This window comes from Micromonospora sp. NPDC048986, assembly GCF_040649335.1.
GTDB lineage: Bacteria > Actinomycetota > Actinomycetes > Mycobacteriales > Micromonosporaceae > Micromonospora > Micromonospora alfalfae.
In genome coordinates, this window is sequence record NZ_JBEZFJ010000017.1 from 141306 (window position 1) to 161057 (window position 19752).

Below are 19752 nucleotides of genomic sequence, written 5' to 3' on the forward strand. Positions count from 1 at the left end.
GGCCGGGGAGGGGTGCTGCGACGAACCGGGGGAGCGGTAGTGCTCGGAACCAGCCTCCTTGGCCGGCTTCGCCGCCGTGACCCGGGTGACGCCATCCTGCGACGCGCGGCCCGGCTGACACTCGTCGCGTCAGTCGTCTTCTACGGCTGCCAGTACGGCGCGGGCAGCCCGACGCTCGCCACGTACGCGTTGTTCGGCACCATCGCCGCCGGGTCGTTCGCTCAGCTACCCGGTCCGGCGCCGCAACGGGCGCGGATCCTCGTGCTGTCGCTGCCGGTGGTGTGGGCGCTGATCGCGGTGGGCTCGCTGTTGGCCTGGAGCACCTGGGCGGCGACCGGCGGCATGCTGGTCGTCGGGTTCGTGGTGGCGTTCGCCGGGGTCGGCAACCCGCGCCTGGTGGGGTTGGCCAGCGCGTTCCAGCTCTTCTACATCCTGGCGTCGTTCCCGCCGTACCAGCCGGGCACCCTACCGGAGCGACTCGGTGGGGTGACCCTCGCCGTCGTGCTGCTCGCCGCGGCCGAGGTGTTCCTCTGGCCCGACCCGGTGCCGGTCTCCTACCGGCAGCGCCTGGCCGAGGCGGCGCACGGCGTCGCCGCCTTCCTCGACGTCGCCGCCGAGCGGTTGACCGCCCCGCACACCGCTGGGGGTGATCGGGACGCGCGGCGCGAGCGGGCGTACGACGTGGTGGCGTCGATCGAGCTGAACCGCAGCCCGCCGGCGTGGGCGCCCACCGCGGCGGGCGCTCAGGACCGGGCGTTGCGGATCTGCGCGGCCGCGTTACGGGAGGTGCTCGCCGAGGCGGACCGGTTGGCGGCGGACGCCCCGCCGGAGCCGATCCCGGACCTGGCGGCGGCGCGTCTGCTGCGCTCCTGCGCGAACACCACCCGCGCGGCCGGCCGGAGCCTGTCGCCGGGTGCCCCGGCGGTGACCCCGGCCGACCTGGACGTGGCGGTCGGACGAGCCGAGGCGGCGTACCCGGTGGGATCCGGCCAGGTCAGCGACGCGCCGGACGTACCCCGGTTGTGCCGGGACGCGACAGCGCTGGCCCTCGCGGACCAGGTGCGGGTCTTCGTCGTCGGTTCCCGGGTGGCGACCGGTGCGCGCCTCGGCGGCGGCGACGCCTCCTCGGAGCTGTTCGCCTACGCCCGGCGCAGTCCGTGGACGCTGTACTGGTGGCAGTTCCGCTCCCACCTGGCACCGCGCTCGGCCCACCTGCACAGCTCGCTTCGGCTGGCCGTGGCGCTCGCCATCGCCCGGGTGGCCGCCGGGGTGTTGCAGTTGACCCACGGCTTCTGGGTGCTGCTGGCCACCCTCACGGTTCTGCGCACGTCCGCCGCCGACACCCGCACGGCGCTGCGGCCGGCCGTGCTGGGCACCATCGTCGGCGCGATCGTCAGCGGCGGGGTGATGCTCGTCGTCGACGAGCCGATCGTGTACGCCGTCGTCCTGCCTGTCACCCTGCTGCTGGCCTTCGGTGTCGGCCGGCTGCTCGGTCCGGTGTGGCAGCAGGCGCTGTTCACACTGCTGCTGACAGTCGTCTTCGCCCAACTCAGCCCGGAAGGGTGGCGGCTCGCCGAGGCCCGCCTCGTCGACGTGCTGCTCGGCGCGGTGATCGGCGTGCTCGCCGGGGTGGCGATCTGGCCGCGCGGCGCGGGCCACGACCTGCGGCACAATGCCACCCGCTACCTGGCGGCCAGCGCGGACGCCGTCGAACAGACTGTCCAGTCGATACTCGGTGATGCTCCGCCACCAGCGGGAGCCCTCAGCCGGGTACGTCGCCGGATGGTCCTGATCGACTCGTCGTACTGCCAGTACCACTCCGAGCGGCACGATCCGCACCGTCAACAGGTGAACTGGGACGCCGTGCTGAGCGCCGGGCACCATGTCGTGCCCGGAGCGGAGTCGCTGCTGCGCCGCAACCCGCCCGGCTGCCTCGCCGGTTGGCCCGGGGCGGCGGCGCTGCTGCGGGACTCCACCGGGCGTCTGCGGTCGGCGTACGACGCCCTCGCCGACGAGGTCGCCCACGGCCGGACACCGCAGCGGGCGCCGGTCCCGACCAGCTGCGTCGACCAGTTGGACCGGATCCGCCCGCTCCTCGGCGAGGCGGACCATCGGTCGGTCCGGCACCTGGTGGAGGTCGACAGGTGGCTCGCCGGACTCGCCGACAGCCTCGCCCGGATCCCGGTGCCCGCTGCCGACGAGTCGGTCGGGCGCCGACGGCAGCCGTGACGCCGGTGCCGCCGGCGTCGATGTGACCGATCCGGTGCCCCAACCAGTCTTGACCTGTGGAAGCCCACCGGGGCCACGGGAGGAAACATGGATCAGAACCTACGGGTGCTCTTCGACCGCGCCGTCGCCGACGAGCCGGCACTACCCCTGGTCGACCTGGTCGGTGACGCGGTGGCCGCCGGCACCGGCCTGCGTCGACGGCGGCAACGGCTGGTGGCGACAGGTGTTGCCGCCGTGATCGCCGTGGCGGCGGTGGGGGCGGTGAACGTGGCGACACCGCCGCAACGGTCGGCGCCGCCACCGACGACGGTGCCGGCGGCGTTCGGCATGCTCGTGAACCGGGCGTGCCAGGCCCCCGCTGACGAGACCGCGACCGACGCCGCGGTCTACCTCGCTCCCGAGATCACCGACCAGCAGCGCAGCGCGATCAACAGCGCGCTGGACGCGGACCCGGCGGTCGGGACAGTGGCGTATGAGAGCCGCGAAGAGGCGCTGAGGAAGTTCAAGAAGCTGTACGCGGACGCTCCCGAACTCGTCGACAACATCGTGGCCAGCCAACTGCCGGAGTCATTCCGGATAACGCTCGTCGTGCGGTCGAGGTATGCGGAGCTGGCCGCACGGTTCGAACGTCTGCCTGGTGTCGAGGAGATCATCGGCATTGACTGCCCGGCGGGCACCAACGCGTCGGCGGTCGACTGATGGCGGCTGCCCGCTGGGGCGCGGCTCGACGGCGTGAGCAGACCGCCCAGCAGGCGGAGTTCACCGCGTTCGTCGAGACCACCGCACCGAGGCTGCGGCGTACCGCCTACCTGATGTGTCGTGACTGGCACCTCGCCCAGGACCTGACCCAGACGACCTTCGCGAAGATGTACGCGAACTGGGGCCGGATCCGGCACACCGCGAGCCTCGAGGCGTACAGCCGTCGGGTCCTCATGAACGCCGTCTTCGATCAGAACAAGCGGCGCGCCACCGCCGAGGTCGTGCTCGCCGAGCTGCCCGAGGGGTCGCCGCAACTGCCCGACGACACCACAGAGCTGCACGTCGTCCTGCTCCAGGCGTTGGCTACCTTACCGATCCGCGATCAGGCCATCGTGGTGCTCCGGCACTGGGAGGATCAGAGTGTCGAGGCGGTCGCCAGCACCCTCGACGTCTCCGTGTCGGTGGTCAAGATGCGGAACGCCCGCGCGTTGACCAGGCTGCGGGCGTTGCTCGGTCAGGACTTCGTCAGCATCTGACAGGCCGCCGATCGCCGATTGGCAGTGCCCGTCGCGCGTCGTTCGGCCTAGCGTCGACGCCATGGAGATCGAGCAGGCGCAGAAGCTCTGGCAGCCGGAGCCTGGCTGGTTGAACACCGCCAGCTACGGGTTGCCGCCGGAGCCGGCGTGGGCGGCGTTGCAGGAGGCTCTCGCGGCCTGGCGGGTTGGTAGTACGTCGTGGGAGGGCTGGGGCGAGTCGACGAGCCGGGCTCGTGTCACCTTCGCCGGCCTCATCGGGGTGCCGGTCGGTGACGTGGCGGTCGGCGCGGCGGTGTCCCAGCTCTTCGCGCCGGTCGCGGCGGCGCTGCCCGCCGGTGCCACTGTGGTGGTCCCCGAGGTCGAGTTCACCTCGAATCTCTTCCCGTGGCTGGTTCAGCAGGAGCGTGGCGTCACGGTCCGCACCGTGCCGCTGGAGTCGCTGGTCGACGCCATCGACGCCGACACCGACCTGGTGGCGTTCAGCCTGGTGCAGTCGGCCGACGGGGCGGTGGCGGCGTACGACGAGATCATCGCCGCGGCCCGCGCCCACGACGCGCTGGTGGCGGTGGACGCGACCCAGGCGTGCGGCTGGCTGCCGTTCGACGGCAGCCGGGCCGACGCGGTGGCGGTGGGCGGCTACAAGTGGCTGATGAATCCGCGCGGGACCGCGTACGCCTATCTGGCCCCCGGGTTGCGCGAGCGGCTGCGCCCCGACGCGGCCGGCTGGTACGCGGGCCGCGACCCGCACGCCTCCTACTACGGTCCGCCGCTGCGGTTGGCCGACGACGCCCGGCGGTTCGACATCTCACCGGCCTGGTTCAGCTGGGTCGGTGCGGCACCCGCCCTGGAGGTGGTCGCCGAGATCGGCGTGCCGGCGATCGGGGCGCACAACGTGGCGTTGGCCAACCGGTTCCTGACCGGGCTGGGCCGGGCACCGGGGGAGAGCGCCATCGTCAGCGTGGACGTGCCGGACGCGGAGCAGCGCCTCGCGGCGGCCGGCATCCGGGCGGCGGTGCGCGCCGGACGGGTCCGGGCCTCGTTCCACATCTACTCCACGGAGGCCGACGTGGACGCCGCGCTGACGGCGTTGACCGGCTGACCCGTCGCCGATGACGGCCGGCGCGCGGCCGGCCGTCATCGGCGGCATCAGGAGCAGACGCTGAAGCTCGCCGCTGTGTACGAGAGGGTTCGCCACTCCAGGTCGACCCCGAGGCTCATGTCCCACGTGCCGTCGGCGAGGCGACCGAAGTGAAGGATGTTGGTGCCGGCCCCGTCGTAGTAGAACCAGCCCTCGCCCTCGTACCCGGCGAGTCGGGTCGCCGCCCTGGCCAGCGTCCGGGGGCCGACGACGCCGTCGCCGACGAGGCCCCGGGCGGTCTGCCACTTCTTCGTGGCGGCGGTCGTCCCCGGCCCGAACCGGCAGTCGACGCCCGAGCGGGCGAGGTAACCATCCGCCCAGAGGATCAACTGCCACATCGCGACGACGTTGTTGTACGAGCGGGTCGTCGCCGAGATCGGGCCCTCGTCGTTCCAGTCGTCAGTCCAGGTGCCTGAGCCCATCACGTACCCCTGGCTGACGTTGGCCGATGCCGGCGCGGCCGGGACGGCGGCGCCGACCGTGGCGACGACGATCGCCGTCGCCACGGCCCTGATTCGTAGGTGCATGGAACATCCCCCTCTGGCTGAGTGGCAGCTGTCATGGGGGTAGATGGCCGGCGGGCCTACTTTGTTCACGCGGGGCGGACACGATGTCAGGCCAGGTGGCCACCGATCTTCGTGTAGCCGCGCAGCAGGTCCCGCGAGATGATCAGCCGTTGCATCTCGTCGGTGCCCTCGAAGATCCGGTAGAGCCGGACCTGCCGGTACCAGCGTTCGATGGGCAGCTCTCGGGTGTAGCCCATGCCGCCGTGGATCTGGAGCACCCGGTCGACCACCCTGTTGACCATGCCCGCGCCGTAGAGCTTGCCCATGGACGAGGCGTGCCGGGGGTCCAGGCCCGCGTCGACGGTCCACGCCGAGCGCAGCACCAGCCAGCGGGCCGCCTCCAGCTCCGTCTCGGAGTCGGCGATCATCCACTGGATGGCCTGGTTGGTGCCGATCTTCGTGCCGAAGGTCTCCCGGGTGTTCGCGTACTCGATGGCCATCTGCAACACCCGCTCGGCGATGCCGATGGCGTGCGACGGGATGGTGTAGCGGCCCTTGCCGATCCACTCCATGCCGAGTGTGAAGCCCTGCCCGATCTCACCGAGGATGTTGCGGTGCGGCACGCGTACGCCGTCGAAGATGAGGGACGCGGGCCCGCCCTCGCCCATCGTCTGGATGAACTCCGAGCGCCAGCCCATCGACCGGTCCACCAGGAACGCTGTGGCGCCGCCGTTGCGGGCGCCCTTGTCCCGGTCGGTCACGGCGACCACGATGGCGAAGTCGGCGTCGTGACCGCCGGTGATGAAGGTCTTCTCGCCGTCGAGGATCCAGTCGTCGCCGTCACGGCGGGCGGACAGCCTGATGTTGGCGGCGTCGGATCCGGCTCCCGGCTCGGTGATCGCGAAGCAGGAGCGTCGCTCACCCTCGATGGTCGGGATGAGGAACTCCCGCTTCTGCTCCTCGGTGGCGTGGAACAGGATGTTGTCCGCCTCGCCACCGAAGCGGAACGGCACGAAGGTGCGGCCCAGCTCGGTCCAGATCAACGACTGGAGTACGGCTGGCAGGTTCATCCCGCCGTACTCCTCCGGGGTGGCCAGGCCCCAGAAGCCGAACTTGCGCGCCTTGAGTTGCAGTTCGCGCACCTCGGAGTGGTCGAGGCCCGGCTGGTGCGCCCGTTCCCGGCGGAGCACCTCGGCTTCCAGGGGCATCACCTCGCGGGTGATGAACGCGCGCACGGTGTCCCGGACGGCGCGTTCCTCGTCGGACAGTGCGAAGTCCACGGTTCCCCCTCGGTCGGCGTGGTGGTGCGCCGCCACGGGCCGCAGCGGTCCCCCATAAACTAGCGGTGTAAGTTTTCATTCGTCCAGACCCCTTCTCCGGCCGACGTGGTGACGCCTGCCCGCGGACGGTCCCGGATAGGGTGCGTGAACAGGTGGTTCCCACGGGGAGGGACACCGCAGACCGAGGAGTTCCGACGTGCCCCGACCTCGACGGCCTCTGCTCACCCGCGACCGGATCGTCGAGACGGCGCTCGCGCTGATCGACGCCGACGGGCTCGGCGCGCTCTCCACCCGCCGACTCGCCGCCGCGCTCGGCGTGCAGGGTCCCTCGCTCTACAACCACTTCGCCACCAAGGACGAGATCCTCGACGCGGTCGCCGACACCGTCACCGGTGCTGTCGACACCAGCGGCTTCGCCAGCCGGGACTGGCTCGCCGCGCTGCGGGACTGGGCCTGGTCGTACCGGCGGGCGCTCACCGCGCACCCGAACATCGTGCCGTACCTGGCGCAGGGGCCGGGTCGTCGACCGGCCGCCCTGGCCATGGCCGACGCGGTCTACGGCGGTCTGGTCCGGGCCGGTTGGCCGCCGGCCCGCGCCACCCACATCGGCGCGGCGCTGCGCTACTTCGTGGCCGGCTCGGCGCTCGGCTCGTTCGCCAGGGGTTTCGTCGAGGACCCGGAGCTGTACGCGGCGCACTACCCACACCTGCGCCAGGCCCACCGGCTCGCCGAACACCAGCAGAGCGTGGACGAGGGCGCTTTCGCCCTCGGCCTGGACGCGCTGCTGCACGGTCTGGCCGCCGAGTACACCCACACCGTCGAGACGGTGGAGTCCGCCGGGTCCAACGGGTAGCGTCCAAACTCCCAGCGCTAGTTTGATCGCCCGTCGCGACCCCCGTCGCCATCACCATCGCCCATCGCCCACCCTCGAAGGGACGACATGGACCTCGCCGCCCCGCCGTCGCTGCTGCCCGACCCCCTGCGCCTGCGGCGCCACCTGCACGTCGGCGGGGAGTGGACGCCTCCCGCCGACACCGGTCTCATCGACGTGGAGAACCCGAGCACCGGGGAGCTGATCGGGCAGGTGCCGGCCGGCACCCCGGCCGACGTGGATCGCGCTGTGGCCGCGGCCCGGACCGCGTTTCCCGGCTGGTCGGCCGCGACCCCGGCCGAGCGCTCCGCCCACCTCGACCGGCTGCACGCGGCGCTCACCGCTCGCGCCGACGACCTCGCCCGCACCATCGCCGTGGAGCTGGGCGCGCCGCTCAAACTCGCCACCCGGGTGCAGGTCGGGCTGCCGCTGACAGTGCTGCGCGATCACGTCGCGCTCGCCGCCCGCGCGCCGGTCGAGGAGAGCATCGGCAACTCCCTCGTCGTCCGCGAGCCGATCGGCGTGGTCGGCGCGATCACCCCGTGGAACTACCCACTGCACCAGGTGATGGCGAAGCTGGCACCCGCCCTGGCCGCCGGCTGCACCGTGGTGCTCAAACCCAGCGAGCTGACCCCGTTGACCGCGTACCTGCTCTTCGACGCGGTCACCGAAGCCGCCCTGCCGCCGGGCGTGCTCAACCTGGTCCCCGGCACCGGGCCGGTGGTCGGTGAGGCCCTCGCCGGGCACCCGGACGTCGACCTGGTCTCCTTCACCGGCTCCACCGCCACCGGCGCGCGAATCATGCGGCTCGCCGCCGACCGGATCGCCCGGGTCGCGCTGGAGCTGGGCGGCAAGTCCGCCAACGTGATCCTCCCCGACGCCGACCTGGCCACCGCCGTCAAGGTGGGCGTCGGCAACGCCCTGCTCAACTCCGGGCAGACCTGTACCGCCTGGACCCGGATGCTGGTGCACAACGATCGGTACGACGAAGCCCTGCACCTGATCGCCGAGGCGGTGGCCGGCTACCGCCTCGGCGACCCGTTCGACTCAGGCACCCGGCTCGGCCCGCTGGTCTCCGCCGCGCAGGCCGAGCGGGTGCGTGGCCACATCGCCAGGGCCCTCGCCGACGGCGCCCGGCTGGTCGCCGGCGGGCCGGAGGCCCCGGTGCCGACCCGGGGGCACTTCGTCGCACCGACCGTCTTCGCCGACGTGCACCCCGACAGCGCGCTCGCCCAGCAGGAGGTCTTCGGTCCGGTGCTCGCCGTCATCCCGTTCGCGGACACCGACGAGGCGGTCGCCATCGCCAACAACTCGAAGTACGGGCTGGCCGGCGCGGTCTGGTCCGCCGACACCGACGCGGCGCTCGCGGTGGCCCGGCGACTGCGTACCGGCGCGGTCGACATCAACGGCGCCCCGTTCAACCCGCTCGCCCCGTTCGGCGGCTACAAGCAGTCCGGCCTGGGTCGGGAGTTGGGCGTACACGGGCTGGCCGAGTTCTGCGAGCTGAAGGCGATCCAGCGATGACCGACCCCGAGCTGTCCCCGGCCGCGCCGGGCCACCCCGAGTTGTCCCCGGTGACGCCGGCGGGCCACGCCGAGCCGTCCCCGGCCGCGCCGGGCGGCGGCACCGAGCCGGTCATTGTTCGCGCGCTGGTCGCGCGCGGCTCCGGCGCCGAGCTGCGGGTCGAGCGGGTACGCCTGCCCGCGCCCGGCCCCGGCGAGGTGCGGGTGACGATCAGGGCGGCCGGTGTCTGCCACTCCGACCTGTCCATGGTCAACGGCACCCTCGCCGCGAGGTTCCCGCTGGTGCTCGGGCACGAGGCGACCGGCGTGGTGGCCGAGGTCGGGCCGGGCAGTCAGCTGACCGTCGGCACACCGGTGGTGCTCAACTGGGCGCCGGCCTGCCGGGCCTGCTGGTGGTGCCGGCGCGGCGAGCCGTGGCTCTGCGCGGACACCACGGCACCGACAGTGCCGCGCGGTGAGACCGACGACGGGGTCCCGCTGCACCTGACCCTCGGCCTCGGTGCGCTCGCCGAGGCGGTGGTGGTGCCCGAGCGTGCCGTCATCCCGATCCCCGCCGGGCTGCCGCCCGAGCAGGCCGCACTGCTCGGCTGCGCGGTGCTCACCGGCGTCGGCGCGGTCCGGAACACCGCCCGGGTGACACCTGGCGAGTCGGTCGCTGTCGTCGGGCTCGGTGGGGTCGGGCTCGCCGTGCTCAGCGCGGCCCGCCGGGCCGGTGCGACGACGATCCTGGCCATCGACGTCGCCGAGGCGAAGCGGGACCTGGCGCTCGCCGCCGGGGCAACCGACTTCCTGCTCTCCGACGACCGGCTCTCCAAGGAGGTACGGGCGCGCACCGAGAGCCGGGGCGTCGACCACGCCTTCGAGTGCGTCGGTCGGGCCGCCACCATCCGCGCCGCCTGGCGGCTGACCAGGCGCGGGGGAGCGGTGACGGTGGTCGGCATGGGTGCGAAGGACGACATGGTCAGCCTCGGCGCGCTGGACATCTTCCACTCCGCGCGCACCCTGCGCTCCTCGGTGTACGGCTCGTCCGACCCGGACCGGGAGGTGCCGGTGCTGGCCGCCGAGTTGGCCGACGGCACATTGGATCTGGGTGTGCTGGTCAGCGGGACGGTTCCGTTGGATGAGGCGCCGGCGGCGTTCGACCGGTTGGCCCGGGGCGAGGGCGCCCGCTGGGTGGTCACCCTGGACTGACGCTGGTCACCGCCGGGCTCGCAGCGCCGGGTGCCCGGGGTCGACCCGGGAAGGGCCAACCCTGGGCACCCGGGCGACTGGTCAGAAGGGTGGGGCGTCCTCGCCCATCAGCGCCAGCACGACGCCGCCCTTGCCGCTCTTGAGACCCTGCACCACTACCTTGCCGGTGCTGCCGTCGGGCAGCTCCAGGGTGAAGGTCTTTCCGACCGCGTTCTTGGGGCCGTTGCCGGCGCTGTTGGCGGGCCGGAAGTCGCCTGCCCAGGGCGGAATTCCGCCCCTACGGGCCGGCTCGGCGAAGAGCGCGGCGGTGCCGGGGGTCCTGGTGCCGTCTGAGGATAGGAGCACTGAGGCGCTGCGAAAGGTAGCCATATGCGCCAAGGCTAACCCGGAATTGCCCGATCGCGGCACCACAGTTGCCCGTGACGGCGATTCGGCCGGCGTCTTGCTCCCGGCCGTTGCGCCGGCAGCTATACCTAGCAGTACTATGCATCTTACTTCTAGGTTTAGGGGCGGGAGGTTACGTGAAGGTCGCCAAGGATCTGGTCGCCGCCTCGGCGACGCCGATGGTGCTCGGCATCCTGGCCGAGGGCGAGAGCTACGGCTACGCCATCCTCCGGCGGATCAACGAGCTGTCCGGGGGTGAGCTGGACTGGACCGAAGGGCTGCTCTACCCGTTGCTGCACCGGCTCGAGCGCCTCGGTCACCTGGAGTCGAGCTGGCAGGCGGTCGCCGGCGAGCGGAAGCGCAAGTACTACCGCATCACCGACCGGGGTCTGGCCGAGCTGGCCGAGCAGCGCCGCCAGTGGGACACAGTGGTCGGCGCGCTCAAGGAGATCTGGCACGACCGCGCGCCGCTGACGGTGCGTCCGTTGGAGGGCCCGGCATGACGGCGCACGAGGGGCCGCAGGGATTGGAAGCACAGTTCGAGCAGTGGCGTCAGTACGTGCTGCGTCGCCGGGAGCTGCAACCTGTGGACGCCGACGAGCTGGAGGACCACCTTCGTGGTTCCGTCGACGAGCTCGTCGGCGCCGGCCTGAGCCCGGACGAGGCGTTCCTGGTGGCGGTGAAACGGATGGGCAGCCTCGACGACCTCTCCCGCGAGTTCGCCCGGGAACATTCCGAACGGTTGTGGAAGCAGCTGGTGCTGACCGGCGACTCCGGCAGTCCGGTCGGCGGCACGCGATCGGTCCGGGACCTGTGGGTCATGCTCGGCTGTGCGACGGGTGCCGTGGTGTCCGTGAAGGCGCCGGCGTTGTTCGGGCTGAGCTTCGCCGACGACGGCCCGTTCTACGCGCGGAACTTCACACTGTTCGCGTTGCCCTGGCTGGCGGCGTACCTGGCCTGGCGTCGGGGAGCCCGACGGACGGTGATCGCGGCACTGGCGGCGCTCTTCGTCCTCGGCGCCGTGGCCGCCAACGCCTACCCCCTGGCGGACGACTCGCAGTCAGTGGTCGTCACCAGCATCCACCTGCCCATCGCCCTGTGGTTGGTGGTCGGCCTGGCCTATGTCGCCGACGACTGGCGCTCCTCCCGTCGACGCATGGACTTCATCCGGTTCACCGGCGAGTGGTTCATCTACCTGGTGCTGATGGCCCTCGGCGGCGGTGTGCTCGCCGCGTTCCTGTTCAACACCTTCGCTGCCATCGGGATCGTCCCGGAGGCGTTCATCTCGCAGTGGCTGCTGCCCGGTGGCGCCGCGGCGGCGGTGGTGGTGGCCGGGTGGCTGGTCGAGGCCAAGCAGAGTGTCGTCGAGAACATCGCGCCGGTCCTCACCAGGCTGTTCACCCCGCTCTTCACCGCCGCCCTGCTCGCCTTCCTGGTCGCTGTCGTCTGGACCAGCCACGGCATCGACGTCGAGCGGGAGGCGCTGCTCCTCTTCGACCTCCTGCTGGTCGTGGTGCTGGGGCTGCTGCTCTACTCACTCTCGGCCCGTGACCCGCTGGCCCCGCCCGGCCCGTTCGACAAACTCCAACTCGCGCTCGTGGTCAGTGCGTTGGCCATCGACGTGCTGGTGCTGCTGGAGATCACCGGGCGCATCACCGACGAGTACGGCGGTACGCCGAACCGGGCGGCGGCGCTCGGTGAGAACGTGATCCTGCTGGTCAACCTCGCCTGGTCGGCGTGGCTGTTGCTGTCCTTCATCCGTCGGCGCGCCCCGTTCGCGGCGCTGGAGCGGTGGCAGACCGGCTACCTGCCGGTGTACGCCGCGTGGGCCTGGATCGTGGTCCTCGTGTTCCCGCCGCTGTTCAGCTTCGCCTAGGCGGCGCGATCGACCCGTCGCGCGGTGGCGGGCGGTGCGCCGCTCGGCGGTGCCGCCCCGGCCGCACCGATGTCGGCGCACACCGGCCAGGCGGGCCGTGACGTGCGAGCCGGCCCACCCGTGGCGGGTGGGCCGGCTGGTTGTCACTTGCCGGTGACGATGCCCGGGTTGATGCAGAGTCCCGGGTTCGCGCCGTTCTTCTCCGCGATCTCCAGGCAACGGGTCACCTTGTCGACTGTCGCGTTGGTCTCGGTGATCTGCTTGGAGATCTCGGCGTTCTTGCGGTCCTGCTCCAGGTTGCGGGTCTGCGCCAGCTTGTCCTGGAACGCCTTGATGTTGCCCTCGGTCTTGTCGTCGTGGTTCACCCGGGTGATGGTCACCGAGAGGATGTCCACGTCGGTGGTGAGGCGGGTCTCCGCGCTGGTCTTGATGTTCGCGGCGAACGGCTTCAGGTCGACGTTGAGGTCGCCGGTCTTGGCGTCGATCTTCTCCAGCGGGTTGTACGCGGCGAAGGCGTCGTTGACCGCGCTGTCGAGCTGCACACCGACCCGCTGACCCCGGAAGCTGCCGAAGTCGCCCTTGTAGTCCATGAACTGCTTCGGCGCGTTCTCCGGCTTGACCTGCCATTCGACCAGCACCTCGACGCAGGCGTCGGCGAGGGTGCCGGTGCGCACGCGTACGCAGTTGTCGCCGCCGATGTGGTCGTACTTCTGGCGGCCCGCGTCCCACTCGCCGACCTTCTGCCAGGGCGCCACCCACTTCAGGCCCGAGCCGGTCACCTCGCCGGTGGGCTTGCCGAAGCTGGTGACGATGCCGACCGAGCGGATGGGCACCGAGTGGGCGCTGGAGGCGATGCCGACGACCAGCGTGAGGGCGAGAAAGCCGAGCGCCGCGAGGGCGGCCATCCGCTTGAGCGGCCGTGCGGGAGCGACGAGTGCGACGACGGCGCTGACCGCCAGGGCGACGGCGAAGACGATCGCCATGGTGAAGCCGACGGGCATGGGGTGGGGACCTTCCGATGGGCTGTGTGGATCATCAACCTAGGGGGTCCGGTCAAGTCGACGGCGCGGGGGAGTGGAGTTCACGCACGTCAACAGCGGGTCGAAACTAGGCCCCATCGACATGGTTCGAATCCGGTGGCCCGCCGTAGGCCCTCGTCCACGCGATGATCGGCCCGGTGACCGGTGGCATCGTCGTCGTGGTGCTGTTCCGGGGCGGCGTCCCGTGCCGGCCCACCGGCTGGCGGCCCGCCGCCGCTGAAAATTCACCCGACGGCGCATCCGCCACGCGCCCTCCGAGCGAACCCCCCAGTAGAGAACGTCTACCCGGGGGTACGTCTGGTGCTGACCGATCCGATGCCGGCGGAGGCCGTGGAGATCGCGCACAAGCAGGTGTCGCTGGCGGCCGAGGACCTGGACGCCAACGGCGTCGCGACGCTGGTGCTGGACCTGGTCGAGGCGTGGGGCGTGCCGGCGCTCTGGGAGCAGGTCTGCCGTCCGCTGCTGGCCCGGCTGTCCGGGCGCACCGCCGCCGAGATCGTCATCGAGCATTCCCTCTTCGAGGGCGTCCGGGTCGGGTTGGACGCGTACCGCCGGGAGCCGGGCCGTTCACTGCCCACCGGCGGGGTGCTGCTGGCCGGCGCGGAGAAGGAGGCGCACAGCCTGGGTCTGCTGGCGCTCGCCGCCGCGCTGCGCGAGCAGGGCCGTGGCTGTCTGAACCTCGGCCCCGCGCTGCCCTGGTCCGCGCTCGCCAGCGCGGTGCACCGGGCCCGCCCGCGCACCGTCGTGCTCTGGTCGCAGACGCCGCTCACCGGCCGCGCGTACCGCCTGGTGCGCTTCGCCCGGGACTTTCCGCTCCTTCGGGTGTACGGCGCGGGGCCGGGCTGGATCGAGCCGCTCGGCGGTCCGGCGGTCCGTCTCGGCACGTTGACCGAGGCCGTCGACGCCTGCCTGGCGATCACGTCCGGGCGTGATGCCCACCACATACGATACGGATCGGTGCCGTATCGTTAATACGCGTCGTAGGCTGACCCGCGTTACGAGTCTGACCCGTATCGTATTTCGTCGCGGGTGATCAGCGTGGGGGGAAAGCCAGGCATGGAGCTGCACAACAACACCGGACACCCGAGGCGGTGGGCGATCCTGGGGGTGCTGGTGATCAGCCTCCTCGTGGTCGTCCTCGACAACACGATCCTCAACGTCGCCCTGCGCACCCTGGCCGACCCGGTGCACGGTCTCGGCGCCAGCCAGGGCGAACTGGAGTGGTCCATCAACTCCTACACGCTCGTCTTCGCCGGGCTGCTGTTCACCTTCGGGGTGCTCGGTGACCGCGCCGGCCGCAAGCGCTTCCTGATGATCGGTCTGGTGCTGTTCGGCCTGGCGTCGCTGCTCTCCGCGTACGCCCAGAGCCCCGGACAGCTCATCGCGGCCCGCGCCCTGATGGGGGTCGGCGGCGCGGCCATCATGCCGGTTACCTTGTCGATCATCTCCAACGTCTTCGACCCGCGCGAGCGTGGCCGGGCCATCGGAGTCTGGGCCGGCGCTGTCGGTCTCGCCGTGGCGATCGGCCCGATCCTCGGCGGCGCGCTGCTGGAGCACTTCTGGTGGGGCTCGGTCTTCCTGATCAACGTGCCGGTGGTCGTCGCCGGGGTGATCCTGGTGGCGCTGCTGGTCCCCGAGTCGCGCGACCCGCGGCCCGGCCGGATCGACGTGCTCGGCGTGCTGCTCTCCGTGGTCGGCCTGGTCGCCCTCTCGTACGGCATCATCGACGGCGGCGAGCACGGCTTCGACCGCCCGATGGCCTGGGGCTCGATCCTGGTCGGCATCGCGGTGCTGGCCTGGTTCGTCCAGCACGAGCGGCGCAGCGACCACCCGTCGCTGGACGTCCGACTGTTCAAGGTGCCCCGATTCGCCGCGCCGGTCGCCATCGTCGGCCTGGTCTTCTTCGCCGCGATGGGCTCGATGTTCTTCGGCTCGTTCTACCTGCAACTCGTGCGCGACTACAGCCCGTTGCAGACCGGTCTGCTCTTCCTGCCCTTCGCCGGCGCCCAACTGGTCTTCGCGCCGCGCAGCGCCGCGATGGTCCGTCGCTACGGCGGTAAGGCCGTCGCCACCGTCGGGTTGGCGCTGACGGTGGTGTCACTCGGCGCGTTCGTCTTCATCGGCGCCGCCACCCCGATCTGGATCGTGCTGCTCGTCTTCCTCATCCAGGGCGCCGGGATGGCCAACATCATGCCGCCGGCCACCGAGTCGATCATGTCGGCGCTGCCCCGGGAGAAGGCCGGCGTGGGCTCCGCGGTCAGCAACACCATCCGCCAGGTGGCCGGCGCGCTCGGCGTGGCAGTCCTCGGCTCGGTGCTCTCCGCTGTCTACCGCAGCGACATCGGTGACGCGCTGACCGGTCTGCCCACCCAGGCCCAGGACGCGGCCAACGAGTCGATCTCCGGTGCGTACGCGGCGGCGGGCCAGCTCGGCCCGGCGGCGCCAGGGCTGATCTCGGCGGCCAACGACGCCTTCGTCACCGCCATGCACTGGGCGGCCGGGCTCTCCGCGGTGATCGCCGCACTCGGGATCATCGTGGTGCTGCGCTGGATGCCGGGCAAGGAGGACACCAGCCTCGCCCCGGCGGCGCCGGTCGCCGAGCCCGAGCTGGCCGGTACGGCATAGGTTCGGGGAGAATGACGGACATGACGTCCACTGCTGATGCTCCGCGGTCGCCCGGTCGACCGCGGAGCATCCGCGCCGACGAGGCGATCATCGAGGCCACCCTCGACCTGCTCGCCGAGGGCAGCACCATCGAGGCGCTCTCGATCGAGGCGATCGCCACCCGCGCCGGGGTCGGCAAGGCCACCATCTACCGCCGCTGGGCGGGCAAGGACGCGTTGCTGCTGGACGCGTTGCGCCGCCTCAAGGGCGTCCTGGCCCAGCCGGCGGGCCACTCCGTCCGCGACGACCTGGTGCTCCTGGTCGGCGCGATCGGCAAGAACGTCGACCCGCGAGCGGCCAAGATCATGCCCTGCCTGGCACCCGCCGTGAACCGCAGCGCCGACCAGTTCCAGCTCTACCAGAACATCATCTCGCCCCGGCGGCAGCTGATGCGCGAGGTGCTGCGGCGCGGCATCGACGAAGGGGTGCTGCGCGCCGACATCGACGTCGAGGTGACAATGGCGCTGCTCACCGGGCCGATGCTGATCCAGCGGGTGCTCCAGTGGAACCCGGACCTGGACGAGCAGTCCCTGCCCGAACGGGTCGTCGACGCCGTGCTGGAGGGCATCCGGGCCCGCTGACCGGTATCGGTCAGCCGGCCGGCGCGCGCAGTCGGTGCAGGCGCAGCGCGAGCTGCACCTCCAGCGCCCGCTCGGGCCGCTGCCAGTCGACGCCGAGCAACTGCCCGACCCGCTCCAACCGCTGCGTCACCGTGTTGACGTGCACGTGCAGTTGCTCGGCGGCCCTGGCCAGGCTGCCGCCCACCCCGAAGTACGCCTCCAGCGTCTTCACCAGAGCCGTGCCTCGCCGGGCGTCGTAGTCGAGCACCGGCCCGACTGTCGCGCCGAGGAACTCGGTCACGTCCTTCTCACCCCGGTCACCGACAGTGCCCAGCAACAACCCGACGAAGCCCAACTCCACTGTGCTCGCGCCCTGCCCGGCGCGGCCCAACGCACCCAGCGCCGTCAGGCACCGGTCCGCCTCCTGGAACGTCCCGGCCAGCGCCCCCGGCGTGTTCGACGGGCCGCTCGCCCCGGCGGTCACCGGCCGACCGGTCACCCGGGACAGGTCCCGGGCCACCGCGCGGGCGCTGCCGCCCGCGTCCAACCCCGGCAGCATCAGCACCACCCGGCCGTCACGCGCCGCGGCCAGCCCGCCGCGCGCCGAGGCGTACGTGGTGGCCCAGGAGAGCACCCGCTGCCGAGCCGAGCCGGTAGCCGCGATCGCGTCGTCGCCCACCGCCACCAGCACGTGCGGCGCGTCCAGGTCCACCCCGAGCCGACGGGCCCGACTGCGCAGCGCGTCGGTGTCGCGCAGCGGGCGGGCGATCAGGTCGTCCAGCAACTCGCCACGCACCCGCCCCTCCGCCTCCGCGACAGTCCGGCGGAACAGCAGCAGCAGCGCGGTCACCAACGCCGCCCGCTCCAGGATGCGCTGGTCGGCGTCGACCAACTCGTCGTCCGGGCGCAGCACCAGGGCGCCCAGGTTCTCCGCGCCCGCCACCACCGCCGCGTACCAGAGGGGACCCCGACGTACGCTGCGCCCCTCGGTCCGCGACGCGGCCACCGCCTCGACGATGTCCGCGCGGTCCGGCTCCTCGATCTCACCCACCCGGGCCAGCAGGCGGCCCTCGGCGTCCAGCGCCAGCAGCGCGCCGCCCAGCACCTCGGTCACCGCAGCCGCCACGTCCTCCACGCCGCCGCCGCGCAGCACCAGCGCGGTCATCCGGTCGTGTGCCGCCGCGGCCCGCTCCACCGAGCTGCTGTGCGCCCGGATGGTGGTGTTCGCCGCCGACAACTCGGCCAACGCCGAACGGGTCTCGGTCAGCAGCCGGGCGGTGTCGATCGCCACCGCGGCGTGCGCGGCCAGCGACACCAGCAGCGCCACCTCCTCCCGGACGAACGGTCGCGCCGAACGGTTGGCCGCGTAGAGCACCCCGATCGAGGTCGAACCGAGCCGCAGCGGCACCCCCAGGATCGCCACCAGACCCTCCTCGCCCACCCCGGCGTCGATCTCGCCGGTGTGGTGGAAGCGCGCGTCCTCGCCGTAGTTGGCGGTCACGTACGGGGCGCCGGACTGGGCCACCAGGCCACCGAGACCAGCGCCCATCGGCAGACGCAGCCGCTGGAAACGGGCCGAGACCGACCCGTCGGTCACCCGCATGTAGGTGTCGCCACGTTCGTCGTCGTTGAGCGTCATGTACGCCACGTCAGCGCCGAGCAGATGACGGGCCCGGTGCACGATCGCCCGCAACACGTCGTCCAGATCGCGCAGCCCGGCCAGGTCGCTGACCGTGTCGTACAGGCCGGACAGCTCGCTCTCCCGGCGGCGGCGACGCTCCAGCAGCGCGCGGACCCGCAACGCCACCGACTTGGCCTGCTCCAGCTCGGCCAGCCGGTCCGGCGACAGCCCGGCAGCCCGAGCGGCCACCAGCGGTCCCTCGAACTCGACCGCCGCTGCCTCTCGGGCGAGCAACTCAAGGAACTCCACCGGCGAAGACATGGTCGACATTGTGCTCAGCCCCACTAGTTGGCCGTCCAGCCCCCGTCGAGGGCTATCGACGCCCCGGTGATGAACGCCGCCGGCGGCGAGCAGAGGTACGCCAGCAGCTCGGCCACCTCCTCCGGCTCGATCAGCCGTTTGATCGCGGCCCGGGCCAGCATGATCTTCTCGATCACCTCGGCCTCGTCGATACCGTGACTGGCCGCCTGGTCGGCGATCTGGCTCTCCACCAGCGCGGTACGCACGTACGCCGGGTTGATGCAGTTGGCGGTGACACCGTGCGCGGCGCCCTCCAACGCGACCACCTTTGACAGCCCCTCCAGGGCGTGCTTGGCCGAGACGTACGCCGCCTTGTACGGCGAGGCACGCAACCCGTGCACCGAAGAGATGTTGACGATCCGCCCCCAACCCCGGGCGTACATGTGCGGCAACGCCCGGCGGATCAGCAGGAACGGCGCCTCCACCATCACCCGCTGGATGTACTCGAAACGCTCAACGGGAAAGTCCTGCAACGGTGCGACGTGCTGGAGCCCGGCGTTGTTCACCACGATGTCCACGTCCACGTCGAGCGAATCCACCGCCGCGGCGTCGGACAGATCCACGCCCTCGGCCCGCCCACCGGCCTCGGCGGCCACCGCCTTGGCTGCCTCCAGGTTGCGGTCCACCACGAGCACCTTGGCGCCGGCCGCGCCCAGCCGCAGGGCACACGCCCGCCCGATGCCGCCGCCGCCCCCGGTCACCAGGGCGGTCCGACCGGAAAGGTCGACCTGTACGACGTGGGGGACCACCACGGGTTCTGCCGTCATGGCGCAAGAAGTTACGAGCTGTGTGCTCCCCGGCACATGGGCCAGCGACACATACTCCGTACCAAAGCTGTGTGGCCCCACCCGCCCCTGCGCCCGCTCCCACCCCACCGGGGGTCCTCCCGCGCGCCCCGCCGCCGCCCCCGGGCTGCCGTCCGCTCCCGCTCCCGGGTTGCCGTCCGCTCCCGTTCCCGGGTTGCCGTCCGCTCCCGTTCCCGGGCTGCCGCCGGCACCCGCCCGCCCGCCCGCACCCGCCGCGCGCCGCGCCGTGCCTTGCGCGGCAAGATCGCGCAACATCCTGGTTGTAGTGGCTTCCCGGTGTCTCGTGGCCACTACATCCTGGTTCGAGCGCGATCTTGGCGTGGGGCGTGGGGCGCGGGCGTGGGGCGCGGGGCGTGGGGCGTGGGGCGTGGGGCGTGGGGCGTGGGGCGTGGGGCGTGGGGCGTGGGGCGTGGGCGTGGGGCGTGGGGCGTGGGCGTGGGGGGGGGGGGGGGGGTGGGGGGTGCCCGG

18 protein-coding genes are annotated in these 19752 nt (G+C 72.0%); 12 read left to right on the forward strand and 6 right to left on the reverse strand.

What is annotated here, in order from left to right; translation table 11 throughout:
• Positions 1-39: 39 nt before the first annotated feature.
• The 4 genes from AB0B94_RS29025 to AB0B94_RS29040 all read left to right on the forward strand — a co-directional run bounded on the left by AB0B94_RS29025 (position 40) and on the right by AB0B94_RS29040 (position 4563).
• On the forward strand, positions 40-2229 hold the full coding sequence (locus AB0B94_RS29025; RefSeq protein WP_357287533.1) for an FUSC family protein: 2190 nt from the start codon (positions 40-42) through the stop codon (positions 2227-2229).
• A gap of 87 nt (positions 2230-2316) precedes the next feature.
• On the forward strand, positions 2317-2928 hold the full coding sequence (locus tag AB0B94_RS29030) for a permease-like cell division protein FtsX (RefSeq protein WP_357287536.1): 612 nt from the start codon (positions 2317-2319) through the stop codon (positions 2926-2928).
• Positions 2928-3464, forward strand: a complete 537-nt coding sequence (locus tag AB0B94_RS29035; protein ID WP_357287540.1) for a SigE family RNA polymerase sigma factor — start codon at positions 2928-2930, stop codon at positions 3462-3464. Before AB0B94_RS29030 ends, AB0B94_RS29035 begins: the two co-directional genes overlap by 1 nt.
• 61 nt (positions 3465-3525) lie before the next feature.
• Complete coding sequence (locus tag AB0B94_RS29040; RefSeq protein ID WP_357287543.1) at positions 3526-4563, forward strand: aminotransferase class V-fold PLP-dependent enzyme; 1038 nt, start codon at positions 3526-3528, stop codon at positions 4561-4563.
• Positions 4564-4610: 47 nt separating this feature from the next.
• Here the strand turns inward: AB0B94_RS29040 and AB0B94_RS29045 are convergent, their stop codons facing one another.
• A complete protein-coding gene (locus AB0B94_RS29045; protein WP_357287546.1) occupies positions 4611-5129 on the reverse strand; it encodes a peptidoglycan-binding domain-containing protein in 519 nt (172 codons plus the stop codon).
• Positions 5130-5215: 86 nt separating this feature from the next.
• Positions 5216-6388, reverse strand: coding sequence for an acyl-CoA dehydrogenase family protein (locus AB0B94_RS29050; RefSeq protein ID WP_145791617.1), 1173 nt, complete (start codon positions 6386-6388; stop codon positions 5216-5218).
• Between the two features lie 196 nt (positions 6389-6584).
• On the opposite strand from AB0B94_RS29050, the gene AB0B94_RS29055 reads away from it, so the two are divergent.
• The 3 genes from AB0B94_RS29055 (at position 6585) to AB0B94_RS29065 (ending at position 9973) form a co-directional block, all read left to right on the forward strand.
• Entirely contained in the window at positions 6585-7241 is a 657-nt protein-coding gene (locus tag AB0B94_RS29055) for a TetR/AcrR family transcriptional regulator C-terminal domain-containing protein (protein ID WP_238670769.1), read from the forward strand.
• A gap of 87 nt (positions 7242-7328) precedes the next feature.
• Positions 7329-8783: an aldehyde dehydrogenase family protein gene (locus tag AB0B94_RS29060; protein ID WP_357287552.1), complete on the forward strand. Its 1455-nt coding sequence runs from the start codon at positions 7329-7331 to the stop codon at positions 8781-8783.
• On the forward strand, positions 8780-9973 hold the full coding sequence (locus tag AB0B94_RS29065) for an alcohol dehydrogenase catalytic domain-containing protein (RefSeq protein ID WP_357287557.1): 1194 nt from the start codon (positions 8780-8782) through the stop codon (positions 9971-9973). Before AB0B94_RS29060 ends, AB0B94_RS29065 begins: the two co-directional genes overlap by 4 nt.
• A gap of 81 nt (positions 9974-10054) precedes the next feature.
• On the opposite strand, the gene AB0B94_RS29070 is transcribed toward AB0B94_RS29065, so the two are convergent.
• Positions 10055-10318 carry a hypothetical protein gene (locus tag AB0B94_RS29070; RefSeq protein ID WP_091402229.1) on the reverse strand — a complete coding sequence of 88 codons (264 nt, stop codon included), beginning with the start codon at positions 10316-10318 and terminating at the stop codon, positions 10055-10057.
• A gap of 176 nt (positions 10319-10494) precedes the next feature.
• Here AB0B94_RS29070 and AB0B94_RS29075 point away from each other — a divergent pair, with 176 nt between their 5' ends.
• Together AB0B94_RS29075 and AB0B94_RS29080 are read left to right on the forward strand one after the other, a co-directional pair.
• Positions 10495-10860 (forward strand): PadR family transcriptional regulator, encoded by a 366-nt coding sequence (locus AB0B94_RS29075; protein ID WP_357287561.1) that lies wholly within the window; start codon positions 10495-10497, stop codon positions 10858-10860.
• Positions 10857-12233 (forward strand): permease prefix domain 1-containing protein, encoded by a 1377-nt coding sequence (locus tag AB0B94_RS29080; RefSeq protein WP_357287564.1) that lies wholly within the window; start codon positions 10857-10859, stop codon positions 12231-12233. Before AB0B94_RS29075 ends, AB0B94_RS29080 begins: the two co-directional genes overlap by 4 nt.
• Positions 12234-12376: 143 nt before the next feature.
• On the opposite strand, the gene AB0B94_RS29085 is transcribed toward AB0B94_RS29080, so the two are convergent.
• Positions 12377-13234, reverse strand: a complete 858-nt coding sequence (locus tag AB0B94_RS29085) for an SPFH domain-containing protein (protein ID WP_357287568.1) — start codon at positions 13232-13234, stop codon at positions 12377-12379.
• A 339-nt stretch (positions 13235-13573) separates the two neighbouring features.
• Between AB0B94_RS29085 and AB0B94_RS29090 the strand changes: the two genes are divergently transcribed.
• The 3 genes from AB0B94_RS29090 to AB0B94_RS29100 all read left to right on the forward strand — a co-directional run bounded on the left by AB0B94_RS29090 (position 13574) and on the right by AB0B94_RS29100 (position 16518).
• On the forward strand, positions 13574-14245 hold the full coding sequence (locus AB0B94_RS29090; RefSeq protein ID WP_357287571.1) for a transcriptional regulator: 672 nt from the start codon (positions 13574-13576) through the stop codon (positions 14243-14245).
• Between the two features lie 84 nt (positions 14246-14329).
• The gene (locus AB0B94_RS29095; protein ID WP_357287608.1) at positions 14330-15898 is read left to right on the forward strand and encodes an MFS transporter; all 1569 of its coding nucleotides are present in this window, start codon (positions 14330-14332) and stop codon (positions 15896-15898) included.
• A gap of 11 nt (positions 15899-15909) precedes the next feature.
• Positions 15910-16518, forward strand: a complete 609-nt coding sequence (locus AB0B94_RS29100; protein ID WP_357287574.1) for a TetR/AcrR family transcriptional regulator — start codon at positions 15910-15912, stop codon at positions 16516-16518.
• A gap of 10 nt (positions 16519-16528) precedes the next feature.
• Here the strand turns inward: AB0B94_RS29100 and AB0B94_RS29105 are convergent, their stop codons facing one another.
• Together AB0B94_RS29105 and AB0B94_RS29110 are read right to left on the reverse strand one after the other, a co-directional pair.
• A complete protein-coding gene (locus AB0B94_RS29105; protein WP_357287578.1) occupies positions 16529-18448 on the reverse strand; it encodes a helix-turn-helix domain-containing protein in 1920 nt (639 codons plus the stop codon).
• A 14-nt stretch (positions 18449-18462) separates the two neighbouring features.
• Positions 18463-19245 (reverse strand): 3-hydroxybutyrate dehydrogenase, encoded by a 783-nt coding sequence (locus tag AB0B94_RS29110; RefSeq protein ID WP_124817383.1) that lies wholly within the window; start codon positions 19243-19245, stop codon positions 18463-18465.
• Positions 19246-19752: the final 507 nt, after the last annotated feature.